We start from the raw sequence: 23,427 nt of genomic DNA, 5'->3' as shown, positions 1-23,427 counted from the left end.
CGATTCAACCCCTTCGTCGGCGCGCGCCGCATGCATGTGTCATGAAGATGCTGATGAGCCTGGGGCCGGCCGGTTGCGCTTCGCCCGGGGCAAGGCAGGCTCGAAACAGGGCCGATATGTTACCACAGCCGGCATGAGTCGGGATGAAAATGCTGTGGGCCGAGGATGAGCCACATGCATGTTGACCGCCCGCGAGCCGGGGCAGACGACCCCCCCGGGAGAGCGTGTATACTGTCGGCCCACCTATCATCCACCGGCGAGTAGAGGCGATGGCGGAACACCATAGTCAAGGCAGGGACGGGGCCGGCGACGAGACGGCGCCGGCCGACTTCGCTGCCACCGTCGAGCGGCTCGAGCAGCTCGTCGAGCGGCTGGAGTCCGGCGAGCTGTCGCTGGAGGGGTCGCTGGCCGCCTTCGAGCAGGGCGTACGCCTGACCCGGGACGCCCAGCGCCGGCTCGACGAGGCCGAGCTGCGGGTGCGCACCCTCACCGAGGGCGAGGCGGGCGGCGTCGACCTCGCGCCCTTCGCCGCCCCGCCCGCGGAGGACGATGGTGAGCACTGAGCAACTGGCGGCCCGACTGGCCGCGGACCGTGCCCGGGTCGATGCCCGTCTCGAGTCGCTCTTCACCGAGCGGGCGGCCCCCTCGCCACGCCTGGAGGCGGCGATGCGCCACGCCCTGCTGGTGGGCGGAAAGCGCCTTCGCCCGGTGCTGGTCTACACCGCCGGCCGCGCCCTGGGCGCCACGGAGCGTGACCTGGACGCCCCGGCCATGGCGCTGGAGCTGATCCACGCCTACTCGCTGGTGCACGATGACCTGCCGGCGATGGACGACGACGACCTGCGTCGCGGCCAGCCCACGGTGCATCGCGCCTATGACGAGGCCACGGCGATCCTGGCCGGCGACGCCCTCCAGGCGCTGGCCTTCGAGGTGCTGGCGGAAAGCGAGCACCCGCGGGTCGGCGCCCTGGTCGCCGGCCTCGCCCGGGCCGCCGGGCGCGACGGCATGGTGGCCGGCCAGGCGCTGGACCTGGCCGCCGTGGGCGGGCATCCGGAAGTGGCCGCGCTGGCGGCCATGCACGGCCACAAGACCGGGGCGCTGATCCGCGTGGCGGTGCGCCTCGGCGGGCTGGTCGCGGTCGACGAGCACGACGCGCGGTTGGCCGCCCTGGATGCCTACGCCGACGCCATCGGCCTGGCCTTCCAGATCCATGATGACGTGCTGGACGTGACCGGCGACACCGCCACCCTCGGCAAGACCTCCGGCGCCGATGCCGCCCGGGCCAAGCCGACCTATCCGAGCCTGCTGGGGCTCGAGGGGGCCCGCCGCCGCGCCCTCGACCTGGTCGAGACGGGCGTGGCGGCCCTGGCGCCGCTGGGCGAGGGCGCCGCGCCCCTGGCCGACCTGGCCCGCTACATGATCGAGCGTGACCACTGACACCACAGGGCCCACATGAAGCTGTTCGATGACATTCCCGTCGAGCGTCCGGCGACGCCGCTGCTCGACACCCTGGAGGCGCCGGCCGCCCTGCGCGCCATGAACGCCGGCCAGCTGGCCCAGGTGGCCGACGAGCTGCGCGCCTACCTGCTCTACAGCGTGGGCGTCTCCGGCGGCCACTTCGGCGCGGGCCTCGGCGTGGTGGAGCTCACCGTGGCCCTGCACCAGGCCCTGGAGACGCCCCACGACCGCCTGGTGTGGGACGTGGGCCACCAGGCCTATCCCCACAAGATCCTCACCGGCCGCCGCGAGGCGATGACCGGCATTCGCCAGTACGGCGGCCTGGCCGCCTTCCCGCGGCGCGCCGAGTCGGAGTTCGACACCTTCGGCGTCGGCCACTCCAGCACCTCGATCTCGGCGGCGCTCGGCATGGCGCTGGCCGCCCGCACCCGCGGCGAGTCGCGCCGGGTCTGCGCGGTGATCGGCGACGGTGCGCTGACTGCCGGCATGGCCTTCGAGGCCCTGGCCCACGCCGGCCACGTCGACGCCAACCTGCTGGTGGTACTCAACGACAACGAGATGTCGATCTCCGAGAACGTCGGCGGCATGGCCAGCTACCTGGCGCGGATCCTCACCAGCAAGCCCTATACCAGCATGCGCGAGGGCGGCAAGCGGGTGCTCTCCCACCTGCCCGGCGCCCTGGAGCTGGCGCGGCGCACCGAAGAGCACATGAAGGGCATGATCAGCCCCGCCACGCTCTTCGAGGAGCTGGGCTTCAACTACATCGGGCCCATCGACGGCCACGACCTGCCGCTGCTGGTGGAGACCCTGCGCAACATGCGCGACCTGGAGGGGCCGCAGTTCCTCCACGTGAAGACCCGCAAGGGCAAGGGCTTCCTGCCCGCCGAGGCCGACCCCATCGGCTACCACGCCATCACCAAGCTGGAGAAGAGCGATCCGGAGACCCAGGGCGCGACCCCGCCACCGCTCAAGCCGGCCCCCGGCCCGGAGAAACGCGACGCGCCCGGGCGCGCGAAGCCGCGCAAGTACTGCAGCGTGTTCGGCGACTGGCTCTGCGACATGGCGGCGGCGGACGAGCGGCTGATCGGCATCACCCCGGCGATGCGCGAGGGCTCCGACCTGGTGCGCTTCTCCAAGGAGTACCCCGAGCGCTACTTCGACGTGGCGATCGCCGAGCAGCACGCCGTGACGCTGGCCGCGGGCATGGCCTGCGAGGCGATGAAGCCGGTGGTGGCGATCTACTCCACCTTCCTGCAGCGCGGCTACGACCAGCTGATCCACGACGTGGCGGTGCAGGAGCTCGACGTCACCTTCGCCATCGACCGCGCCGGCCTGGTGGGGGAGGATGGGCCCACCCACCACGGCAGCCTGGACCTCTCCTTCCTGCGCTGCATCCCCGGGCTCGTGGTGCTGGCGCCGGCCGACGAGGCCGAGTGCCGGGCCATGCTCAGCGCCGCCTACCGGCATCCCGGCCCGGCGGCGGTGCGCTATCCCCGCGGCACCGGCCCGGGGGTCGCGATCCCCGACCACCTCGAGCCCCTGAAGATCGGCCGGGCCGAGTGGCGGCGTCGCGGCGCGGCGCGGGTGGCGCTGCTCGCCTTCGGCAGCCTCAACGGCCCGGCGGCCGAGGTCGCCGAGCGGCTCGACGCCACGCACCTCAACATGCGCTCGATCAAGCCGCTGGATCGCGACGCCGTGCTGGCGGCCGCCGACGGCTGCGACCTGCTGGTGACCCTGGAGGAGAACGTGGTCGCCGGGGGCGCCGGCAGCGCCGTCAACGAGCTGCTGATGGCCGAGGGCGTCCGGGTCGAGGTGCTCAACCTGGGCCTGCCCGACGCCTTCGTCGAGCACGGCAAGCCCGCCGAACTGCTCGCCGAGTGCGGCCTCGACGCCGATGGCATCGAGGCATCGATCCGCGCCCGGCGCGGCTGATTCCTTCCCCTTACCTGCGAGGCGACGATGCTCTTTCTGACTCTGCTCGGTGCGCTACTGGGCTTCTGGATCGGCGGCCCCCTGGGGCTGCTGGTCGGCGCCGGCCTCGGCTACTGGCTGGTGCGGCGGCTGCGCAAGAGCGTGCTGGGCCGGCTGGCCGGCGCCCAGGCGCAGTTCCTCGATTCGACCTTCGCGGTGATGGGCTGCATGTGCAAGGCCGACGGCCGCGTCACCGAGGACGAGCTGGAGGCCTCCCGGCGGCTGTGGGATCGCCTGCGGCTCAACGAGGCGCAGCGCGCCCAGGCGCGGGCCGCCTTCACCCGCGGCAAGGCGCCCGACTTCGACCTGGAGGCGGAGCTCGCCAAGGTGCGCCAGGTGGTCGGCCGCCAGCACGCCCTGCTGCAGGTGTTCCTGCAGGTGCAGCTCGCGGCGATCACCGCCGACGGCGAGCTGCACCCCGCCGAGCACGAGATGCTGCTGCGCGTGGCCCGGGGGCTGGGCTGCTCCGAGGCCGAGATCGCCCAGATCGAGGCGATGCTGCGCGGCGGCCCCGAGGCGGCGCGCGACCAGGGCCCCTCGCTGGAGGACGCCTATCGGGTGCTGGGGGTCGAGGCCGAGGCCAGCGATGCCGAGGTCAAGAAGGCCTACCGCCGGCTGATGAGCGAGAACCACCCCGACAAGCTGGCGGCCAAGGGGCTGCCCGAGAGCATGCGCGAGATGGCCAAGGAGCGCACCAGCGAGATCGGCAGCGCCTACGAGCGCATCCGCAAGGCGCGCGCGGCGGCCTGATCCTACGCCGCGGCGACCGCCCATCGCGGGCCGGTTGATCCCGGCGCCGCCCACGAAAAAGCCCCCGAGATCGGGGGCTTTTTGCGTGCCGGGCGGGGCGTGCCGGCCAGTGCCTCAGCTGGTGGCCTCGCGGGCCAGGCGGTAGGCGTCGCCGCTGTCGGCGAAGTCGGTCATGGCGGCCTGCTGGGAGCGCAGCCGCAGGCGGGCCTGGGCCATGGCGTCGCTGCCGCCGTCGAGGCGCTCGAGGTCGACCGGCGCGTCCGCGGAGGCGGAGCGCTCGACGCTCGAGATCGGCTCCTGGTTCAGCTGCAGGGCCTTGTCGGTGGCGGGGTCGGCCTGGGCGGCCAGCGGCAGGGCGGCAAGCATCAGGGTGGCGGTGATCAGGGTGGTCTTCATGGCAAGTGCCTCGTCGTGTTGATGTATGGCGAGCATATTAATAGCCAGCTAAACATTAGGGTAGTTATTGGTTTCGATGAGGGAGATTGAGCGCGGCTATCGGCGACGTGCATCGGCGGCGTGCATCGGGAGCCTGCAGCGTTGACGCACTCCGCCGGACGGCCCCTGCTCGCCACATCCCCGGGGTTGCGCTAGCGTGGGGGGACCGAGACATCGCAAGGAGCTGCCCGATGATCACCCTCTACGGTTTCCCCAAGTCCCGCTCGCTGCGGGTCGCCTGGGCCCTGGAAGAGCTGGGCCTCGAGTACGCCTATCGCCACGTCGACCTGGGCCGCGGCGAGGGCCAGTCGGAGGCCTTCCTGGCCCGCCATCCCGACGGCAAGGTGCCGGTGCTGGAGGATGGCGAGCTGACGCTCTTCGAGTCGGCGGCGATCTGTCGCTACCTGGCGGAGCGCTACGGAGAGTCGGGCGACCTGCTGCCGGCGGACGTCGAGGGGCGGGCCCGGGTCGACCAGTGGCTCTTCTTCATCATCGGCGAGCTGGAGCAGCCGCTCTGGACCCAGGCCAAGCACAAGTTCGCGCTGCCGGGCGAGCAGCGGGTCCCGGCGGTGCTGCCGACCGCCGCCTGGGAGTTCCAGCGGGCCCTGGCGGCCCTGGGGCGGCGTTTCGACGGCGAGGGCTGGCTGGTGGGGGATCACTTCACCCTGGCGGACCTGCTGCTGGCCCACACCCTGACTTGGGCCGTGCAGTTCAAGATGCGCCTGCCGCCGGCGCTTTCGGCCTATCGCGAGCGCGTCACGGCGCGGCCGGCGCTGGCGCGGGCCGCGGCCCGGGAGCGCGACGCCGCCGCGTCGGGCTGACGGCTCAGGTCGCGACGGGCAGCACGGCGGTGACCACCGCGAAGTAGTGGCAGGTGCTGCCGCCCATCACGAAGAGGTGCCAGATCGCGTGGTTGAAGGGGATGGCGCTGACGGCGTAGAAGACCACGCCCAGGGTGTAGGTGAGCCCGCCCGCGACCAGCAGGGTGAGGCCGGTGGCGGAGAGGCTGGCGGCCAGGGCGTCGCCGGCCAGCACGATCAGCCAGCCCATCACCAGGTAGATGGCCACCCGCAGCGCCTCGAAGCGGTGGGGCCAGGCGAGCTTGCAGGCGATCCCCGCCAGGGCCAGCGACCAGACCGTGGCGAGCAGCGTCCAGCCCGTGGGGCCGCGCAGGTTGACCAGCAGGAAGGGCGTGTAGGTGCCGGCGATCAGCAGGTAGATCGCGCAGTGGTCCAGGTGCTGGAAGAGGCGCTTCAGGCGCGGGTGGCGCACGCCGTGGTAGAGGGTGGAGGCGGTGTAGAGCAGCACCAGAGTGGTGCCGTAGAGGCTGATGCCGACGATCTTCCAGGGGTCGACCCGGGCGCCGAGGCTCGCCAGCACCAGCAGCACCACGAGTCCGGCGAGACTCAGGGCGGCACCGATGCCGTGGCTGATGCTGTGCAGCCGCTCTTCGAGGTCGCTGTAGGGCTCGGCATCATGCGCGGGGGGATGCGTCATCGGGGCGCCTCCTGTCAGGCCACCACCCCGATGCCGCTCGGCGCGTCGCGAAGGCTCAGGGCTTGCGTTCGATGTCCACGTCGTCGGCCTGGGTGAAGTCGCCCAGCGCCATCATGTGGCCCAGCTTGCCCGCCTTGGTGGTCAGGTAGTGTTCGTTATGCGGGTTTAGACCGGTGGTCAGCGGCACGCGTTCCCCGACCGTCACGCCGGCCTGGGTCAGGGCGTCGACCTTGCGCGGGTTGTTGGTCATCAGCCGCAGGGCCGTGATCTGCAGGTGGTCGAGCATCGGCACGCAGAGGTCGTAGCGGCGCAGGTCGGCGGCGAAGCCCAGCTGCTCGTTGGCCTCCACGGTGTCGGCCCCCTGGTCCTGGAGGTGGTAGGCGCGGATCTTGTTGAGCAGGCCGATGCCGCGCCCCTCCTGGCGCAGGTAGAGCAGCACCCCGCGGCCCTCCTCGGCGATGCGCTTGAGCGCCTCCTGGAGCTGGAAGCCGCAGTCGCAGCGCATCGAGAAGAGCGCATCGCCGGTCAGGCACTCCGAGTGGACCCGGCCCAGCACCGGTTCGCCGTCGGCCACGTCGCCCAGCGTCAGGGCGATATGATCCTTGCCGGTGGCCTCGTCCTCGAAGCCGTGCATGGTGAAGGTGGCCCAGGGGGTGGGCAGCCGGGAGGCGGCGATGAATCGAATCGTCACGATGTACCTCGGAGGAAGACCACGGCGTTGCCGACGAGTGAACGATCATTCTATCAGGAAGGCCGGGCGGGCTCACCGTGTGCATCACGGGGCTGATCCCCGGCGCCTTCGATGGGGTACAATGGCGCCCACATTTTCCGTGGACGAGCGCCCGCATGGAACTCAAGAACGACCGCTTTCTGCGCGCCCTGGCGCGTCAACCCGTCGACCGCACCCCGGTCTGGATGATGCGTCAGGCCGGCCGCTACCTGCCGGAGTATCGTGAGGTGCGGGCTCAGGCCGGCAGCTTCATGGACCTCTGCCGCAACCAGGAACTGGCCTGCGAGGTCACCCTGCAGCCCCTGGAGCGCTATCCGCTGGACGCGGCCATCCTCTTCTCGGACATCCTCACCATCCCCGATGCCATGGGGCTGGGGCTCTACTTCGAGACCGGTGAGGGGCCGAAATTCCGCAAGCCGGTACGCACCGCGGCAGAGGTGGATGCGCTGGCGGTGCCGGACGCCGAGCGCGATCTGGACTACGTGATGCGGGCCGTCTCGACCATCCGCCGCGAGCTCAACGGCCGGGTGCCGCTGATCGGCTTCTCCGGCAGCCCCTGGACGCTGGCCACCTACATGGTGGAGGGCGCCTCCAGCAAGGACTTCCGCCACGTCAAGACGATGCTCTACGACGCGCCGGACGCCATGCACCGGCTGCTCGACAAGCTGGCCCACGCGGTCACCGACTACCTCAACGCCCAGATCCGCGCCGGGGCCCAGGCGGTGCAGATCTTCGACACCTGGGGCGGGGCGCTGTCGACGCCGGCCTACCTGGAGTTCTCGCTGCGCTACATGGAGCAGATCGTGGCCGGCCTGATCCGCGAGCACGAGGGGCGCCGGGTACCGGTGATCCTGTTCACCAAGAACGGCGGCCAGTGGCTCGAGGACATCGCGGCGGCGGGCTCCGACGCCGTGGGCCTGGACTGGAGCACCGAGCTCTCCTCCGCCCGGGCGCGGGTCGGCCATCGCGTCGCCCTGCAGGGCAACCTCGACCCCAACGTGCTGTTCGCCCGTCCCCCGGCGATCCGCGCCGAGGTGGCGCGCATCCTCGACAGCTACGGCCAGGGCCCCGGGCATATCTTCAACCTGGGCCACGGCATCAGCCAGTTCACCAATCCGGACCACGTCACGGCCTTCATGGACGCGCTGCACGACCTGAGCCCGGCCTACCACCGCCAGATCGCCCAGGAGTGAGGCCGCGGTGATCCCACCACGCGAGGCGCCATGGCGCCGCCTGTGGGCGGCGCTGGCCGTGCTGGCAGCGCTGGTGATCGCCTGGGGCAGCCTGACCCCGGGCAGCGAGCTGCCCGGCACGCTGCCCTGGGACAAGGCCAGCCACTTCCTCGGCTACGGCGGCCTCGCGGGCCTGATCGGGCTCGCCGGGGTGCGCCTGCCGCTGGCGTTGTTGATCAGCGTGCTGTACGGCGCGGCCATCGAGTTCGCCCAGATTCCCGTGCCGGGCCGCCTCGGCGGCGACGGGCACGACATCCTCGCCAACACCCTGGGGGCGGCCTGCGCGGTGGCCGCGCTCAAGGCCCTGCGCTACCTGCAAGGGCGCCGCCCGGTCCGGGGATGAGCCCGCGGCGTCCTCCCCGGTCCCGCCCCTAGAGCCGCGGCTCGTTGGCCGCCGCCGGCTCCGGCTCGCTCGGCCTGGCAAGGTCCAGGGTGGGCTCGTCGGCGGCGCGTCGCACCACCCGCGGGCGCCCCACCGCGTCCTCCTCGTCGGCGGCCCGCCGCGCCTCGCTGGTCCACTCGGCCTCGTCATATACCGCCGGGCGGCGCGCGTAGGAGCGGGTGACCACGGCGGCCGGGGCGAAGCCGGGACGCGACGCCTGCAGGTGGTGGGGCAGCAGGGCGAGCTCGGCCACCAGGCGCAGGGCCATGGCGGCCAGCAGCCAGAGCCCGCCGCCCAGCGCCAGGGGCAGCCAGTCGCGGGACGTCGCGTCGCTCGCCGTGAGCCACGGCGTCTGGGGGGCCAGCCACAGGGCGGCCGCGGCCAGCAGGCCGAACTGCAGCAGCAGGTGGCAGGTCAGCACGGTGGCGCGAGCCAGCGGCCGGCGGGGAAACAGGAACTGTCGCATGGGGGATCCTCCCGGAGAATGCACATCGCGGCGATGAGGCGCGCCGACCTCCGTGTCGGGCGAGCCGCGATGCTACCCCAGTTCCCGTCCTCCTGCAGTCCCGGCGTGTCATCGCCGATGCCTGTTGACCAACCCCGGGGCGCTTGCCAAGGTGAATCAGAGGCGAGGGCGGGTGTCCGTCGGACGGGTCCTCGTCCACTCACCGGCATCGAGGAGCGACTATGACGACCTATATCGTGGTGGCGGATGCGGCGCGGGCTCGCCTGTTTACCCGCGATGGAATCACGATCAGCGAGCTGGACAGCCTGGTGCACGCCGAGGGGCGCCTGCACGAGGGCGACCTGGTCACCGATCGGGGCGGCGATGTCCACGAGTCGACCTCGACCACGGCCCGCAGCGCCGGCGGCGAGAGCGTGGCGACCCAGCATCACGAGGAGATGTTCGCCCGCGAGGTGGCCGAGCGGCTCTACCGCGCCCGCGTCGACAACAGCATGGAGAAGCTGATCCTGGTGGCCCCGCCGCGCTTCCTCGGCCAGCTGCGCGACAAGCTCGACGGCCCCACGACCAAGCTGGTGATCCACTCCCTGGCCAAGGACCTCACCAAGGCCACCCCCGCCGATATCCAGGAGGCGGTCCGCGACCTGCGCTAGGCGTCCCGCGCGGCGAACGGCCCGGCCCCGGTGGCCGGGCCGTTTGCGTCTGGGCGCCCGGCGCCAGCCCCGTCGCCTCAGGGGACCTGGGGCAGGTCGATCTGGTCGCTGCGGCGAATGCCCTCGGTCATCTGCCGGCACAGCTTGAGGAACTCGCGCATGCCGGTGGCCAGGTACTTGTGGCGGTGCCAGATGAAGGTGAACTGGCGGCTCAGGTCGAGTTCCGGGGTGGCGATGGGCACCAGGCTGCCGCGGCGGAAGGCGTCGCGCAGCGCGAGCTTGGAGACGCAGCCGATGCCGAGCCCCGACTCCACCGCCCGCTTGATGCCCTCGGTGTGCTCCAGCTCGAGCAGGATGTTGAAGCGCCCGCGGCGGTGCCGGGCGGCCTGCTCCAGGGTCAGGCGGGTGCCGGAGCCCTGCTCGCGCATGATCCAGGCCTCGCGCAGCAGCCGGTCGAGCTCCACCGGGCCGCCGTGGGCCAGCGGGTGGCGCGGCGAGCAGAACACCGCCAGCTCGTCCTCCACCCAGGGCTGGGTGATCACGTCCTCTTCCTCGCACTGCCCCTCGATCAGCCCCAGGTCGAGCTCGTGCTGGCGCACGCTCTCGATGATGGTGCGGGTGTTTCGCACCGAGAGGCGCACCCGGCTGCCCGGGTGGCGCTGCATGAAGTCGCTGATCAACAGGGTCGCCAGGTAGTTGCCGATGGTCAGGGTGGCGCCCACGTCGAGGATGCCGATGCCCTGCTGGCCGCGCAGCAGCTCCTCCACCTCCTCGGCGCGGTCGAGCAGGGCCACCGCCTTGGGCAGCAGCTGGAAGCCCAGCGCATTGAGCTTGAGGCGCTTGCCGAGGCGGTCAAGCAGCCGGCAGTCGAACTGGCGCTCCAGCTCGGCCAGGGCGGTGCTGGTCGCTGACTGCGAGAGCGCCAGGGCGCGGGCCGCCCGGGAGACGCTCTCGTGCTGGGCGACGGCGACGAAGACCTCGAGCTGACGCAGGGTGTAGCGCATGACGCTCCTTGGCGGGGTGGCGGCCTGGTGCAGGTATCCAGAGTATAGATAAGCGTTATCCATACAATCCATTTAACAGATAAACTCCCGGCTCTTAGAATTGCTGCATCGATCTATCGGGTCAATCTATTCGTTTTGGGAATATCAAAGGAGCCGGCATGAGCAAGTTTGCGCTTGAGGACGTTCTCAGCGTTCATCACTGGAACGACACCCTGTTCAGTTTCCGCACCACCCGCGAGCGCAGCCTGCGCTTCAAGAACGGCCAGTTCGTGATGATCGGCCTCGAGGTGAACGGCAAGCCGCTGATGCGGGCCTACTCCATCGCCAGCCCCAACTACGAGGACCACCTGGAGTTCTTCAGCATCAAGGTGCAGGACGGCCCCCTGACCTCGCGGCTGCAGCACCTCAAGGTGGGCGACCAGATCATGGTCAGCCGCAAGCCCACCGGCACCCTGGTCACCGACGACCTGCTGCCGGGGCGCAATCTCTACCTGCTCTCCACCGGCACTGGCCTCGCGCCCTTCATGAGCCTGATCCAGGACCCGGAGGTCTACGAGCGCTTCGAGAAGGTGGTGCTGGTGCACGGCGTGCGCAACGTCAACGAGCTGGCCTACGCCGACTTCATCCAGAAGGACCTGCCGGCCCACGAGTACCTGGGCGAGGAGATCAGCGAGAAGCTGGTCTACTACCCCACGGTGACCCGTGAGGAGTTCCACACCATGGGGCGGCTGACCGACCACATCCGCAGCGGCAAGCTCACCGACGACACGGGCCTGCCGGCCATCGACCCGAAGCAGGATCGCGCCATGATCTGCGGCAGCCCGGCGATGCTCGACGACACCAGCGCCCTGCTCGACGAGCTCGGCTTCACCATCTCGCCGCGCATGGGCGAGCCCGGCGACTACGTGATCGAGCGCGCCTTCGTCGAGAAGTGAGCCGCGCCGCCCCCTGACGGGCGGCGGATCGCGAAGCGGCAAAAAGAAGACCCCGCGGGATGCGCTCCCGCGGGGTCTTGCGTGGTGTGCCGACGCCTGGGCGCGGCGCCTGGCTCAGACCGCGTCCTTGCCGGTCTCGCCGGTGCGGATGCGCAGCACCTGCTCCAGGGCGGTGACGAAGATCTTGCCGTCGCCGATCTTGCCGGTGTTGGCCACCTGGGTGATGGCATCGATCACCTTCTCGGCCATGTCGTCGTCCACGGCCACCTCGAGCTTCACCTTGGGCAGGAAGTCGACGACGTATTCGGCGCCGCGGTAGAGCTCGGTGTGGCCCTTCTGGCGGCCGAAGCCCTTGACCTCGGTCACGGTGATGCCCTGGACGCCGATCTCGGAGAGCGACTCCCGTACGTCGTCGAGCTTGAACGGCTTGATGATGGCGGTCACCAGTTTCATGGTCTTGATCCTCGTCGTGTCCGTGGGTCGGTGGCGAGCGCCGCCACCCGTGCCGTGTGCATTGTGCCAGAGCATACACCCGGCGCGAGAGGAATGAAAAAGCCCCCCGAAGGGGGCCAGGACGTGCGCATGGGCTCACACGGGAGGCGTCTCACGACTTGGAGGCGCCGAACTCGGGGTAGGCCTCCAGGCCGCACTCGGTCAGGTCGACCCCTTCGTACTCTTCTTCCTCGGTGACCCGGATGCCCATCACGGCCTTGAGGATCAGCCAGACGATCAGGCTGGCCACGAACACCCAGGCGAAGATGCCGAGGATGCCGATCAGCTGGGCGCCGAAGCCGGCCTCGGCGTTGGTCAGCGGCACCGCCAGCACGCCCCAGATGCCCACCACGCCGTGCACGGAGATGGCGCCCACCGGGTCGTCCAGCTTCAGCTTGTCCAGGGTCACGATGGCGACCACCACCAGCAGGCCACCCACGGCGCCGATGATGGCGGCGCCCAGGGCGCTGGGCGAGAGCGGGTCGGCGGTGATGGCCACCAGGCCCGCCAGGGCGCCGTTCAGCGACATGGTCAGGTCGGCCTTGCGGAACCACAGCTTGGCCAGGATCAGCGCGGCGATCACGCCGCCGGCGGCGGCCGCGTTGGTGTTCACGAACACCTGGGCCACGTTGTTGGCGGAGGCGACGTCGGACATCTTCAGCTCGGAGCCGCCGTTGAAGCCGAACCAGCCCATCCACAGGATGAAGGTGCCCAGGGTGGCCAGCGGCAGGTTGGCGCCGGGGATGGCGTAGATGCTGCCGTCCTTGCCGTACTTGCCCTTGCGCGGGCCGAGCACGATGACTCCGGCGAGCGCCGCCGCTGCACCGGCGAGGTGCACGATGCCCGAGCCGGCATAGTCGGAGTAGCCGACCTCGGCCAGCCAGCCGCCGCCCCAGGTCCAGTAGCCGGAGACCGGGTAGATGAAGCCGGTCATGACCACGGCGAAGGCCAGGAAGGCCCACAGCTTCATGCGCTCGGCCACGGCGCCGGAGACGATGGACATGGCGGTGGCCACGAACACCACCTGGAAGAAGAAGTCCGAGCGCATGGAGTAGTAGGGGGCGTCATCGCCGCCGGCGAGCACCGCCTCGACCCCGTTCTCGCTGCCGATCAGGGCGCCCAGGCTCGGCAAGATGCCGCCGGCATCGCTGGAGTACATCACGTAGTAGCCGACCAGCAGGTACATGGTGCAGGCGATCGCGAACAGGGCGATGTTCTTGGTGAGGATCTCGGCGGTGTTCTTGGAGCGCACCAGACCCGCCTCGAGCATCGAGAAGCCGGCGGCCATCCACATCACCAGCACGCCGCAGATCAGGAAGTAGAAGGTATCGAGCGCGTAGCTCAGTTCGGGAAGTTCACTCATGGGTGTCTCTCCACGTCGGGAAGGGAAGGGAGGGGGCGATCAGACCGCATCGGCACCGCGTTCGCCGGTGCGGATGCGGATCACGTCCTCCAGCGGCGTGACGAAGACCTTGCCGTCGCCGATCTTGCCGCTGTTGGCCGCGCTGCAGATGGCGTCCAGCACGGTCTCGAGGCGCCCGTCGTCCACGGCGACCTCGACCTTGACCTTGGGCAGGAAGTCGACGACGTACTCGGCACCGCGATAGAGCTCGGTATGGCCCTTCTGGCGGCCGAAGCCCTTGACCTCGGTGACGGTGATGCCCTGCACGCCGTTGTCGGCGAGCGCCTCGCGGACGTCGTCGAGCTTGAAGGGCTTGATGATGGCGGTGATCAGCTTCATGACGGATCTCCCCTGCGTGATAAGTGGGCGGCGTGGTGCCCCCCGAGAAGTGGCTGCCCTGCTGCTGCGCAAACCGTGCCACTCTTCACAATTGCTTCGTGAAATCAGCGTATTGAGGGAAGATATCGACCCGCGCTCGAAGCCGGGGCGCGGAACGCGCGGTGAGTGCGCACTCTTCTGGTGCCTCGTCGTGGCGCACGTGCACCACAAGCAGGCAGCGGCCGATGATGCGCCCCGCCGGTGGCTTGCGTATCCTTTGGCGAGGCATCCACTCACGATTCAGGAGAGACACCATGGTGAGCCACGATCGCATCAGCCGCCTGGCCCAGCAGATCGGCGACCGGCTTCAGGGCGCGTCCCAGGCCCCGGAAGAGGTGCAGAAGGGCATCCAGCAGGTGGTCAAGGGCGCCTTCGATCGCCTGGAGCTGGTGTCGCGGGAGGACTTCGACATCCTGATGGACGTGATGCAGCGCACCCGGTCGCGGGTCGAGGCGCTGGAGCAGCAGGTGGCGGCGCTGGAGGAGGCGCTCGACGCCTCGAAGGCGGGCGACATGGCCGAGGCGCCGAGCGTCGCCGCCACGCCCGAATCCGCTCTCGAGACAGGCGGCCCCGAGACGGGCAGTGACGATCCACGCCCCGAGGAAGACGCCGGCGCCGGCGAGTCCCACCGCTGATCCTCGCCCGGCGTCGGGCGCCCCTCGCCGGGCGCCCCCCGCCGGCCTGGTCTAGCCTGAGGGCACACAGGCGGCGAGGGATCGCGCATGACGCTGGCAATCATCCACACCCGGGCCGGCCTCGGCCTCGAGGCCCCCGAGGTGCTGGTCGAGGTGCATCTGGCCAACGGGCTGCCCGGCATCACCCTGGTGGGGCTGCCGGAGGCCGCGGTGAAGGAGAGCCGCGAGCGGGTGCGCAGCGCCCTGGTCAACGCCGGCTTCGACTTCCCCCTGCGGCGCATCACCCTCAATCTCGCCCCCGCCGACCTGCCCAAGGAGGGCGGCCGCTTCGACCTGCCCATCGCCCTGGGGCTGCTGGTGGCCTCGGGCCAGGTGCCCCCCGAGGCCCTCGAGGGGGTCGAGTGCGCCGGCGAGCTGGCCCTGGACGGCCGGCTGCGACCGCTCGGCGGCGTGCTGCCGATGGCCATGGCCACGCGCCGGGCGCGCCGCCGGCTGATCGTGCCCCGGGCCAACGCCGACGAGGCGGCCCTGGCCGGCGATCTCGAGGTGCTGCCCGCCGACCACCTGCTCGAGGTGGTGGCCCACCTGCTCGGCCAGACGCCGCTGCAGCCGCATCGCGCGCCCGGCCCCGCTCCGGCTTCGACGCCGGCCCCCGATCTCGCCGACGTGCGAGGCCAGCACCAGGCGAGGCGCGCCCTGGAGGTGGCGGCGGCCGGCGGCCACAACCTCTTCATATCATGTCTTTCGAGACCAATGAATAAAGCGCTCTAGAATCAAGGGGTTAACCATTGATGGCCGATTCGGTCGATAGAGAGACTCGAAGCAGGATCATGGGGAAGGTACGCCACAAGGATACCAAGCCAGAGATGGTTGTAAGGCGTCTTGTCCATGGCGCTGGCTATCGTTACCGGTTGCACGACAAGCGGCTACCGGGGAAGCCTGATTTAGTATTCAAGGGAAGGAAGAAGGTGATTTTCGTACATGGCTGCTTCTGGCATCGTCACGAGGGCTGTGCCTTGGCCAGGCTCCCCAAGAGCCGAGAGGAATTCTGGATACCCAAGCTAGAAGCTAACAAGCAAAGGGATAGGCGGAACGAGGACAGGCTTAGAGAAATGGGATGGGAGGTGCTTGTAGTGTGGGAGTGTGAGCTATCCGAAATTGATGTTATATTAGAAAAAATCAATGAGTTTCTTCAAAAAAGTAGGGATACATCAGAATGAAACATGATGGGATGCAAACTATTCCCCACTACAGTCATTTCGAAATTGATATTGTTTCAGCACTGGCTTCCCAGCTTTCCGGGGCCCTGGACTCACTTGAAATAGGACAACTTAGTAGAGGTGCTATTGATGATCTTCCTGAGCTTCGTGGTGTGTATCAGCTCTTCCTGAATGGTGCTTCTGTTTATGTAGGGAAGGCCGACAATCTCCCAAGAAGGCTGAGAATGCATCACCACAAGATATCGGGAAGAAACAATATAACTGTAGATGAAATGGGGTTTAAGTGCCTCTCAATTCACGAAAACTGGGCGGCTCTTGCTCCAGAAAAATCATTGATTGACCACTATAAAAGTCGTCTTCAGAGCGAGTGGAACGGAATAGGCTTTGGGAATAATGATCCTGGGAGGAATCGAGACCTTACTGATGTAGATCCAGAGGGTTTTGATATGCGTTATCCGATACGCCTGGATTGGCAGTGCGATTGGATTGAAGATGGAGAATGGGACGTTACAGAGCTTTTAGTGGCGCTGAAAGACTCATCAAAGCTGCCTTATCTCCTTCGATACTACCATGAAGGACACTATAAAAGGGGGCATTCAGATTATCGAGGAAAGACAGTAACTGTGCCGAAGAAAGGGATGACCTCTAAAGAGCTTCTTGTCCTTATTACTAAAGCTCTCCCTGGCTGGCAAGCCACCGCCTTTCCAAGCCACTTGATCCTCTACCCAGAAGATCATGCCTATAAACACGGTACCGTTCTACATCGACAGCCCATTTAGTGCCTCAGAGACTGACCGCGCGACAACCTCGGCGAGCCTAACGGGCACAGCGTTGCCGAGCTGCCTCATCGTCTCGCCCCAAGCCCCATGGAAGATGTAGTCATCGGGGAAGGTTTGGAGCCTTGCAGCCTCTCGAACTGTGAAGTAGCGGACTGAGCCATCGTCGCGTACTAGCATGTTCTCGCCTCCAGGCACTCCATGAGCCCCGGCTTTGAGGGTCTTCGAAGGTTCGTCGTAGGGGCTCCCTGTGTGCCCCTTGTAGACCCGTGCTCCAGGCGTGAAGACGTGATTGGGGAGAGTGAGCAGCGACGGCTCCTCAGGATCAGGAAGATCGCTGATGGCATCCCTAACTGTCATCCACGGCTCTTGGCGTAGACCTTGTAGGTCATCGCTAGCAAGACGGCTTATGCGCTTCTTCATCTTCTCTGGCGGTGCGGGCCTGTGCTTCTTGGCAATGCGATGCCGTTCCCAATACTCTCCAGTAACCCACTTGGATCGTAGTAACTCGTCACCTGAGTGAGTTGGCTCAGGGAATGACCACTCGATGCCGAGGTCTGAACGGAAGCCAACAAGGAATACACGTTCACGCTTCTGAGGAACGCCATAGTCAGCAGCATTCAAGAGACGGAAAAGAACGTTGTAGGTGGGCTTCCGTTTCCCCGAGCTGTGGATACCCTCCAGGCGGGCAAGGTGGCTCTCCCAAGTCTCGCTCTTGCGCTTTACGACCTCGGGATAGCTGAGCTGGAGGTATGTGTATTCGAAGTAGCTGGCGAAACTCTGACGTAATAGGCCCTTCACGTTCTCGAAGATGAATGCGCGGGGCATCGTCTTGTTCACGGCCTGAACGGCGGTGGGGAACATGTCTCGTTCGTCTAGGTTCCCTCTGTGCTTCCCGCCCAAGGAGAAGGGTTGGCAAGGAGGGCCGCCTGAGATTACCTCCACATCCCCAGCATAGGGAGTCAGATCGAACTTCCTGGCATCACCCTCGAACAGCACAAAATCCTCCCCATGGGAGTCATAGTGCGTCCGGTTCTCACGGATGGTCTGACAAGCATCATCGTCCCACTCCACGACGGCAGAGTGTTGGAAGCCAGCTCGGGCCATCCCCATGGCCAGCCCGCCAGCGCCCGCGAAAAGTTCGATGCTACTCATGCCTTTCACCCTTGGTGCTACTCACGTTCTTCTGTCCTCCATGCGGCGCCTGAGAAGGGCGACTTTGAATCTTGGCGCCTCTGGGCCGCTTGGGTTTGATGTCCAGGTCAGCCAGTGCTCGACGAAAGTCGACCTGATGCTCCGCCATTTCCCCCATGAGCTTCGCTATGACAGCGAGATGAGAGGGTACTGAGGGCTTCCTGGCGTAGTTGGTAACCGCATTGGGCGTCATACCAACCAGCTCACTGAACTCCTTCACCGTGAGTCCAGCCTTGCCGAGTTGCCGCTGGAACTCTTGATAGGTCATGAGGGTATCATAGCGACGCTATTCTGAAGAAGCAATTATTTTTATGTGGTTAGCACATTTATTAGTGTGTTTTCTGGGTGTGGGTATCTCTGTGTATAACCTTCTTCATGTATCAGTGAGTGAGGCTTCGGAAGGGTGTGGATAGAGTGTGCGGAAAAGGTCATCAGCCCTGATTCGAGCACCATGGGTCCAGGGAATGAGGTGTGACCGACGATCAGAGCCGTAATTGAGGCTCCTGCTGCCTACCCCCTAGAACCTCTCACAGCGCCACGCAACGCCGTATCCATTACGGCCCTCTTAGGGAGAAGGCGCCGCCTTTGGTGATTACCCCTCACTTTCGGAGGGGATGGAGCCCACCTTAGGGGAACCGGCCCTCTCCGGGCGGGTGATTGCCACCCACTTACGGGGAAGGCCATCGCCGATCTAGTAGAACGCGGTTACGGCCCACTACTGGGGAAGGCCGCCACCTGCTGCTCCTCTCAGTTACAGGCAGACGGCACTGCCGCTCACCACAGCGTTCAAGCGAGGACGCCTTCACCACACACACCATCTATCCAACCGCTCATCACTGGAGCTACTCACCGGCCAACCGTAGGACAGGGCTTTTCGTGTGCCCGGTTGGAAGTCCTGCGGCCATGGGCTGGTGTGTGGCCCGGCTGGTCGAGTGGCTCCACTCATGAGGAAGACACGAACATGGATAAAGCATCTGCTCCAACGATCAGCACAATTACCAGCTCCGAGGTGACGACTGTTGTCAGGCATGGTCGCTCAGGCCGGGAAGAAATGAATGCCCGAGGACTGGCGCTAAAGGAGCAAACCGAAAGACAGCTTCGGTACGTGGATAGCTTGTCCCGTGATCGGTGGCCGTTCGGCCCCGCTTTCGGGTCGGGCGAAGCACCGGCTATGGTCGACCCCATCGACCAGACTTACCCGGTTGACGAGATGCCGAACCTCAAGTGGCGGCTTGGCAGGGGGCGGTCTGCAAAGATTCGAGCCGGTTACGTCGATTCTCAAGAGGGCGAACGCCTCGACAAGAGCAACATCAGCGACATCCCCAAGCGAAGCAATCGAGAAAAGCGTATCGAGAACACTTTGCAGGATGCCATGAAAGAGCGAGCCATAGGCGACATTGGATGTCCTGCGTCAGATGTCATTACGGGGATTGCGAACCTGGACCACCACAGCCAGAAAGAGCGCAACCTGCCACTCAACAAGATCAGCCTGTATGTCATCCTTCAGGAGCTGGAGATCATCTCGACGAGGAACGTCAAGGGACTTCTCGATGTGGGCCATCGTCAAGCTCAGAAGTATGTGAAGGCTTGCGGGATTGCGCTACCGTTCTTGGAGCGGGCCCTGCCAACACCAACGACAGCGGAGGCGTCAGATCAAGGATGGTCGTCCGATGATGCAGACGTGACTCGCCAGGACAGGCTAGACGCCTGGATCATGGGGGCTGCCTGAGGAAATCGACAGTCCGAAGAGCTGCTCTAAACGATGCAGTATTGGGGAACACCGAAGATGCTCCAGAAGATGGACCTTGCGACTTCTAAACGACGCAGTATTAGGGAGAACCAGAAATCCACTCTCGGCCCAGCACCGGGCGCTTCTTCGGGCGATGTAGTCAATCCATGTCCCCACCGAACCCAGTATCCACCGATCCACTTCAAGATCCACTTCAAGACGGGCCAGTAAGCCCGATGCCTTGATCCTGACACAACACCCCTGCCCAGGTGCTTTCAGTCTTCACGCTCTTGAGGATGGGTGATCTTGGATGATGATCACCACTCACCGAAGGACCACCGATGATGCCGACAGAGAGCATCCGCGTTTGTGTCAGTGACCATACCCGTGTCCGCCATCAACGACGGCCACACCTTCAGACCACCCCGTCAGCCTCTCCCGCTGACCAGCTACTAGACCATCCACTCGAACCTCTTATCGGGATTCTTCCTCGCGTTCCTCATCGGCTGGCCTATCGTTGGGCCGGTTCGAGGGAGTGTTCGATGACCGATGAGGGGAGACTTAACGAGGGGGAGGGGCCAATGAGGAAGCATCGACCATGATCACACCCACCGACCAGACCAACGGTCCACCAGTCGAGCGGTGAACACTGAGGAAAGCTGGGCGATGTTCACATAGCTGTCGCGCTGGTTGACTCGGTATTCGGTGGCCCACTGCTTCCGGCCACGGGAATCGAGGAACGACGTTTCCACAGATTGTGGAGACGTGACTGCTCCGTGAGTGACTCGATGGTGTGCTTCACGCTGTCGTGACGCTTCTTGACCACCTCCGCGATCTCGCGGCTGCTCATGGTCGGCTCGGTAGTGGTCTCTCGCGAAATCTGAAGAACCACCAAGGCGTTGGCTCTGCCGATTTGCTCACATGGCGTGGTTGTACATCCTCAAACTGAGGACGTGCCACGGTAGCGGGGACGGTAGACACGCTGGAATGTGATCTACCTGTGCGCGTCTGACTCCGTGTGTCCATCGCTGAGCTGGAGGAACGGGACTCCGGTGGAACTACTACCGGCACGTCTTCAACTCCGTGTGTCCATCCCTGAGGCAAAGGAACGGGACTCCAACCGACGATCTTCCGGCCACCCCCGGTTATTTTGTGGCGCACATCTGAGCCAGTATTTGATTGTATAAAGGGGAAGAGCTTCCCCGGTGCCCGCCCCGAGCGGGCGAATGATGGCGGCTGGAAGTCGATCTTCGAAGCACCCACCGGGAGGATGAATGACGAAGGCACCTACCCCGCTCATGGCTGAGCGCCAGGGACCGAGCGGAGCGAGGCTACGCCTATAGCACCGGGTCGTGCTTGGAATCTGCCCAGCGATCCAGGGTCGAGCCATACTGATTCCATGCCAGTAGTCTGACCATCGGCACCCTCAGTAAGACATTGCGCGCGACTCGCCTGATGACCATCCCCATTATGGCCAGTGCCATGCCCCAGCATGTTGGCTTGATTCGCATTGCTCCGGTTGCCCTACTGCCATGACTCCGGTCTTTTATGCTGGGATCATCAATTGTCCGTTTCGTGACACCAACCATAGTCCCGCTGAACTGGTATCAACAAAATAGGGTTGACGAATAATGATCCCTTTCGTAACGTGATACCACGTTACTTGATACTAGATGCCCGGACAGCCAGGGGGACAGCATGGGACGCACCTTCGCCTATTGCCGAGTCAGCACAGTCGAACAGACCACCGACAATCAGGTCGCTGCCATCAAGGCAGCCGGATACAACGTTGAGCCGCATCGAGTGATCAGCGAGACCATCAGCGGCTCAGTGCAAGTGATGGAGCGTCCGGCCTTCCGAAGCATGGTCGAGCACAAGCTAGAGCCTGGGGATACCCTGGTTGTCTTGAAGCTGGACCGCCTGGGCCGTGACAACATCGACGTACAGCAGACCATCACCAATCTCTCGGATGCTGGCGTAAAGGTGGTTTCACTGGACCTGCCAGCGCATGACCTGACGAGTAGCGAGGGGAAGCTGCTACTTCAGATGTTCGCCGCCTTCGCCGAGTTCGAGCGGAATAGGATCAGGGAGCGGACACAGGAAGGACTTGAGCGAGCCAAGAGCCAGGGCAAGAAGCTCGGGCGCCCAGTCGCCACCGATACCACCGAGAAGGTGCAACAGCTCAAGACGCAGGGCCTGAGCCAGTCACAGGCGGCAGCACAGTCTGGCCTGGGCATTGCCACTATAAAGCGTCATTGGAACAAGAGCGCCAGCGCTTAATAGCCATAACCTGTTAATGTTTACTATCTAATGTCCTGAATTTATAAGCTCCATCTGTGCGGTGGGGCTTATTTTTGCGCATCACCACAGATCAGGCCAAAGGATGGGCATGAAGACAGGCGAGGCGCGGCTGTGTGCGTCTCTCAGGAGATCAAAGTTATCAACTGGAAACCTTAGCTGATGAGGGTTGCCGAGGCTGAGAGAAGCGCACACAGCGAGGTTGGGCAATTCTTCAGATTCTATGAATTGGGGCTCGGCTAGCTCTCGAAGGCGGGCACTTTGTACAGCAAGCGAGTCTCGCCGCCATGCTTCCAGTTGAACACGAGGTCTCCTGATAGGAAGTCCACGACCACCTTGGAAAAGCACTCCCGCATGTGCGAGTTGACCAGCGTCTTGTCGTCGGGATGATCCCTGATGGCTTTCCCGAGGCTAACTGCGCGACGGGTCGCCATGGCCCCACTAAAAGTTGTCTGACGCTGACAAAGCTCGGAAAGTGTTTCTGTGAGCTCGTCACGATGGTTCTGAAGATCGGATAGACGCTCGCCGATGGCTGGGTATTGCTTCGGGTCTAAGCCGTTCTCGATGGATTCGAGGATGTTGGTTAATGCGCCCTCTACGCCCTCAAGGTTGTTCCGTGTCTGAGTGATTTCTTCATCCAGGGAGTCGTCACCAGTCGGGCAGTCAGCGATGAGGTGGCCAAGCTGGTCGTGTATCGCTGGCTCGATCAGGTCGTACCTCACAGCGTTGTAACGACACCCCGCGCCTTGTCGGGCTCTCTGACAGGCGAGGTAGACCCACCCCTTCGCCGCGTTCTTGGTTACCCTTGCCATTGTGCTGCCGCAGAGAGGGCAGGTTGCCAGTCCACCGAGTACGTTCTGTAGTCCCTTCTTTGAGTGCCGCCCGCGCCTGGGCGCCTTGCTGGCCTTGAGCGACTGGAAGCGCTCGAAGGTCTCTCGATCAATGACGGCAGGGTAGTAACCTTCGACAGGCTCACATGCCTCCCGGTCGGCCTTCCTCTCTGGGCGACTGGTGAACGGGGTTAGCGTTCCATACGTGGCGGGGTTGTTCAGGATTTTGTCGACGTAGCTGGTATGCCAATGCCTCCCACGACCGAAGACGGGGACTTCTTCGCTGTTCAGACGCTCGGCGATAGATTTCTTTCCGACTCCATCCAGCGCCAGCTTGAAGATACGTCGGACGATCTCGCCACGGTCGGGGATGATCTCGAACGACACTCCGTCGCAAGCAGGTTGAAGCCACTGAGGGGCGCGAGAGGTCAGGCGCACAGCTTCGCCATCGGTGATCCTCTTTCGCTTGTTCTGCCAGGCTGAGCGCAACCGCCGAGCCTTGGTGGCTGATTCTTCGTTCGCCCTCATGAAGGTGAGCACGGCCATGATGAAGGCCACTGGGTCTCGGTCGAGAATCTCTTGGTCATAAGCCTTGCCATCGAACAAGGTGACCACCGTGATGCCCATGTCGCAGATGTCGCCCAGAAGGCTGGAGGCTTTCCGCGCGGACTGCCGAGAGATTCGGTCGAGCGACTCCACCAGCAAATACGAGCCGGGCTCAATCGCCCCTTCTTCAACGGCCCTGAGGAAAAGTCGCAGTGCTCCAGCCTCTTGATTTCGACCTTGGTAAGCCGAGATGCCGAGGTCCTCGAAGCTGTGCTCATCGAGGTCCAGGTCATGTTGGTCGGCGTACTCTTGGGCCAGGCTTGACTGACGCTTGAAGCTGTCACCCTTCATCTGGTCCGGAGTGGAGAAGCGAAGGTAGCTATATGCCTTGGGTCGGTGGCGACGTTCTTCGGTCAT

The 23,427-nt window shown here is 65.4% G+C and carries 25 protein-coding genes and 1 pseudogene; 15 read left to right on the top strand and 11 right to left on the bottom strand.

Annotated features, from left to right (window positions below):
- Positions 1-269: 269 nt before the first annotated feature.
- Genes C9F13_RS10110 through djlA form a run of 4 tightly spaced genes read left to right on the top strand, consistent with a single transcriptional unit; the run spans position 270 to position 4,179 of the window.
- Entirely contained in the window at positions 270-563 is a 294-nt protein-coding gene (locus C9F13_RS10110) for an exodeoxyribonuclease VII small subunit (RefSeq protein WP_108446144.1), read from the top strand.
- Complete coding sequence (locus tag C9F13_RS10105) at positions 550-1,437, top strand: farnesyl diphosphate synthase (protein WP_108446143.1); 888 nt, start codon at positions 550-552, stop codon at positions 1,435-1,437. The genes C9F13_RS10110 and C9F13_RS10105 overlap by 14 nt, the downstream gene beginning before the upstream one ends.
- 15 nt (positions 1,438-1,452) lie before the next feature.
- Positions 1,453-3,390 carry a 1-deoxy-D-xylulose-5-phosphate synthase gene (gene dxs, locus C9F13_RS10100; RefSeq protein ID WP_108446142.1) on the top strand — a complete coding sequence of 646 codons (1,938 nt, stop codon included), beginning with the start codon at positions 1,453-1,455 and terminating at the stop codon, positions 3,388-3,390.
- Positions 3,391-3,417: 27 nt separating this feature from the next.
- A complete protein-coding gene (djlA, locus tag C9F13_RS10095; RefSeq protein ID WP_108446141.1) occupies positions 3,418-4,179 on the top strand; it encodes a co-chaperone DjlA in 762 nt (253 codons plus the stop codon).
- Positions 4,180-4,293: 114 nt separating this feature from the next.
- On the opposite strand, the gene C9F13_RS10090 is transcribed toward djlA, so the two are convergent.
- The gene (locus tag C9F13_RS10090) at positions 4,294-4,575 is read right to left on the bottom strand and encodes a hypothetical protein (protein WP_108446140.1); all 282 of its coding nucleotides are present in this window, start codon (positions 4,573-4,575) and stop codon (positions 4,294-4,296) included.
- 230 nt (positions 4,576-4,805) lie between these two features.
- Here C9F13_RS10090 and C9F13_RS10085 point away from each other — a divergent pair, with 230 nt between their 5' ends.
- Positions 4,806-5,435 carry a glutathione S-transferase family protein gene (locus tag C9F13_RS10085; protein WP_108446139.1) on the top strand — a complete coding sequence of 210 codons (630 nt, stop codon included), beginning with the start codon at positions 4,806-4,808 and terminating at the stop codon, positions 5,433-5,435.
- Between the two features lie 4 nt (positions 5,436-5,439).
- On the opposite strand, the gene trhA is transcribed toward C9F13_RS10085, so the two are convergent.
- Positions 5,440-6,111 (bottom strand): PAQR family membrane homeostasis protein TrhA, encoded by a 672-nt coding sequence (trhA, locus tag C9F13_RS10080; RefSeq protein WP_108446138.1) that lies wholly within the window; start codon positions 6,109-6,111, stop codon positions 5,440-5,442.
- Positions 6,112-6,166: 55 nt separating this feature from the next.
- Positions 6,167-6,802 carry a GTP cyclohydrolase II gene (ribA, locus tag C9F13_RS10075; RefSeq protein WP_108446137.1) on the bottom strand — a complete coding sequence of 212 codons (636 nt, stop codon included), beginning with the start codon at positions 6,800-6,802 and terminating at the stop codon, positions 6,167-6,169.
- Between the two features lie 155 nt (positions 6,803-6,957).
- Here ribA and hemE point away from each other — a divergent pair, with 155 nt between their 5' ends.
- Both hemE and C9F13_RS10065 read left to right on the top strand, forming a co-directional pair.
- The gene (gene hemE, locus C9F13_RS10070) at positions 6,958-8,034 is read left to right on the top strand and encodes a uroporphyrinogen decarboxylase (RefSeq protein ID WP_108446136.1); all 1,077 of its coding nucleotides are present in this window, start codon (positions 6,958-6,960) and stop codon (positions 8,032-8,034) included.
- Between the two features lie 7 nt (positions 8,035-8,041).
- A complete protein-coding gene (locus C9F13_RS10065) occupies positions 8,042-8,416 on the top strand; it encodes a VanZ family protein (protein WP_108446135.1) in 375 nt (124 codons plus the stop codon).
- Positions 8,417-8,444: 28 nt separating this feature from the next.
- Here C9F13_RS10065 and C9F13_RS10060 read toward each other — a convergent pair whose 3' ends face one another.
- Complete coding sequence (locus C9F13_RS10060) at positions 8,445-8,921, bottom strand: hypothetical protein (protein ID WP_108446134.1); 477 nt, start codon at positions 8,919-8,921, stop codon at positions 8,445-8,447.
- Between the two features lie 221 nt (positions 8,922-9,142).
- Between C9F13_RS10060 and C9F13_RS10055 the strand changes: the two genes are divergently transcribed.
- The gene (locus C9F13_RS10055; RefSeq protein ID WP_108446133.1) at positions 9,143-9,571 is read left to right on the top strand and encodes a host attachment protein; all 429 of its coding nucleotides are present in this window, start codon (positions 9,143-9,145) and stop codon (positions 9,569-9,571) included.
- Between the two features lie 77 nt (positions 9,572-9,648).
- Here the strand turns inward: C9F13_RS10055 and C9F13_RS10050 are convergent, their stop codons facing one another.
- Positions 9,649-10,575 carry a LysR family transcriptional regulator gene (locus tag C9F13_RS10050; protein WP_108446132.1) on the bottom strand — a complete coding sequence of 309 codons (927 nt, stop codon included), beginning with the start codon at positions 10,573-10,575 and terminating at the stop codon, positions 9,649-9,651.
- Positions 10,576-10,733: 158 nt separating this feature from the next.
- Here C9F13_RS10050 and C9F13_RS10045 point away from each other — a divergent pair, with 158 nt between their 5' ends.
- Positions 10,734-11,510 (top strand): ferredoxin--NADP reductase, encoded by a 777-nt coding sequence (locus tag C9F13_RS10045; protein ID WP_108446131.1) that lies wholly within the window; start codon positions 10,734-10,736, stop codon positions 11,508-11,510.
- 114 nt (positions 11,511-11,624) lie between these two features.
- On the opposite strand, the gene glnK is transcribed toward C9F13_RS10045, so the two are convergent.
- The 3 genes from glnK to C9F13_RS10030 all read right to left on the bottom strand — a co-directional run bounded on the left by glnK (position 11,625) and on the right by C9F13_RS10030 (position 13,743).
- Positions 11,625-11,963 carry a P-II family nitrogen regulator gene (gene glnK, locus C9F13_RS10040; RefSeq protein WP_089847718.1) on the bottom strand — a complete coding sequence of 113 codons (339 nt, stop codon included), beginning with the start codon at positions 11,961-11,963 and terminating at the stop codon, positions 11,625-11,627.
- A 151-nt stretch (positions 11,964-12,114) separates the two neighbouring features.
- Positions 12,115-13,365, bottom strand: a complete 1,251-nt coding sequence (locus C9F13_RS10035; RefSeq protein ID WP_108446130.1) for an ammonium transporter — start codon at positions 13,363-13,365, stop codon at positions 12,115-12,117.
- Positions 13,366-13,404: 39 nt separating this feature from the next.
- Entirely contained in the window at positions 13,405-13,743 is a 339-nt protein-coding gene (locus C9F13_RS10030) for a P-II family nitrogen regulator (RefSeq protein WP_089847715.1), read from the bottom strand.
- 293 nt (positions 13,744-14,036) lie between these two features.
- On the opposite strand from C9F13_RS10030, the gene C9F13_RS10025 reads away from it, so the two are divergent.
- From C9F13_RS10025 to C9F13_RS10010, 4 genes and pseudogenes are all read left to right on the top strand, one after another.
- Complete coding sequence (locus C9F13_RS10025; RefSeq protein WP_108446129.1) at positions 14,037-14,417, top strand: accessory factor UbiK family protein; 381 nt, start codon at positions 14,037-14,039, stop codon at positions 14,415-14,417.
- Positions 14,418-14,504: 87 nt separating this feature from the next.
- Positions 14,505-15,155: pseudogene (locus C9F13_RS10020) on the top strand (magnesium chelatase domain-containing protein); the annotation flags it as partial.
- 53 nt (positions 15,156-15,208) lie between these two features.
- Positions 15,209-15,637 (top strand): very short patch repair endonuclease, encoded by a 429-nt coding sequence (locus tag C9F13_RS10015; protein ID WP_108446128.1) that lies wholly within the window; start codon positions 15,209-15,211, stop codon positions 15,635-15,637.
- Between the two features lie 11 nt (positions 15,638-15,648).
- Positions 15,649-16,416, top strand: coding sequence for a GIY-YIG nuclease family protein (locus tag C9F13_RS10010; protein ID WP_157955187.1), 768 nt, complete (start codon positions 15,649-15,651; stop codon positions 16,414-16,416).
- On the opposite strand, the gene C9F13_RS10005 is transcribed toward C9F13_RS10010, so the two are convergent.
- Both C9F13_RS10005 and C9F13_RS17690 read right to left on the bottom strand, forming a co-directional pair.
- A complete protein-coding gene (locus C9F13_RS10005) occupies positions 16,396-17,568 on the bottom strand; it encodes a DNA cytosine methyltransferase (RefSeq protein ID WP_108446126.1) in 1,173 nt (390 codons plus the stop codon). The two genes, C9F13_RS10010 and C9F13_RS10005, sit on opposite strands and share 21 nt — an antisense overlap.
- The gene (locus C9F13_RS17690) at positions 17,561-17,875 is read right to left on the bottom strand and encodes a helix-turn-helix domain-containing protein (protein WP_245888753.1); all 315 of its coding nucleotides are present in this window, start codon (positions 17,873-17,875) and stop codon (positions 17,561-17,563) included. The genes C9F13_RS10005 and C9F13_RS17690 overlap by 8 nt, the downstream gene beginning before the upstream one ends.
- Positions 17,876-18,568: 693 nt before the next feature.
- Between C9F13_RS17690 and C9F13_RS09995 the strand changes: the two genes are divergently transcribed.
- Together C9F13_RS09995 and C9F13_RS09985 are read left to right on the top strand one after the other, a co-directional pair.
- On the top strand, positions 18,569-19,336 hold the full coding sequence (locus C9F13_RS09995) for a hypothetical protein (RefSeq protein WP_157955186.1): 768 nt from the start codon (positions 18,569-18,571) through the stop codon (positions 19,334-19,336).
- Positions 19,337-21,034: 1,698 nt separating this feature from the next.
- Positions 21,035-21,616 carry a recombinase family protein gene (locus C9F13_RS09985; RefSeq protein WP_108446124.1) on the top strand — a complete coding sequence of 194 codons (582 nt, stop codon included), beginning with the start codon at positions 21,035-21,037 and terminating at the stop codon, positions 21,614-21,616.
- A gap of 257 nt (positions 21,617-21,873) precedes the next feature.
- Here the strand turns inward: C9F13_RS09985 and C9F13_RS09980 are convergent, their stop codons facing one another.
- On the bottom strand, positions 21,874-23,427 hold the full coding sequence (locus C9F13_RS09980; RefSeq protein ID WP_108446123.1) for a recombinase family protein: 1,554 nt from the start codon (positions 23,425-23,427) through the stop codon (positions 21,874-21,876).

It is taken from the genome of Halomonas denitrificans (assembly GCF_003056305.1).
GTDB lineage: Bacteria > Pseudomonadota > Gammaproteobacteria > Pseudomonadales > Halomonadaceae > Halomonas > Halomonas denitrificans.
This window is presented reverse-complemented; position numbering and strand designations above follow the sequence as displayed.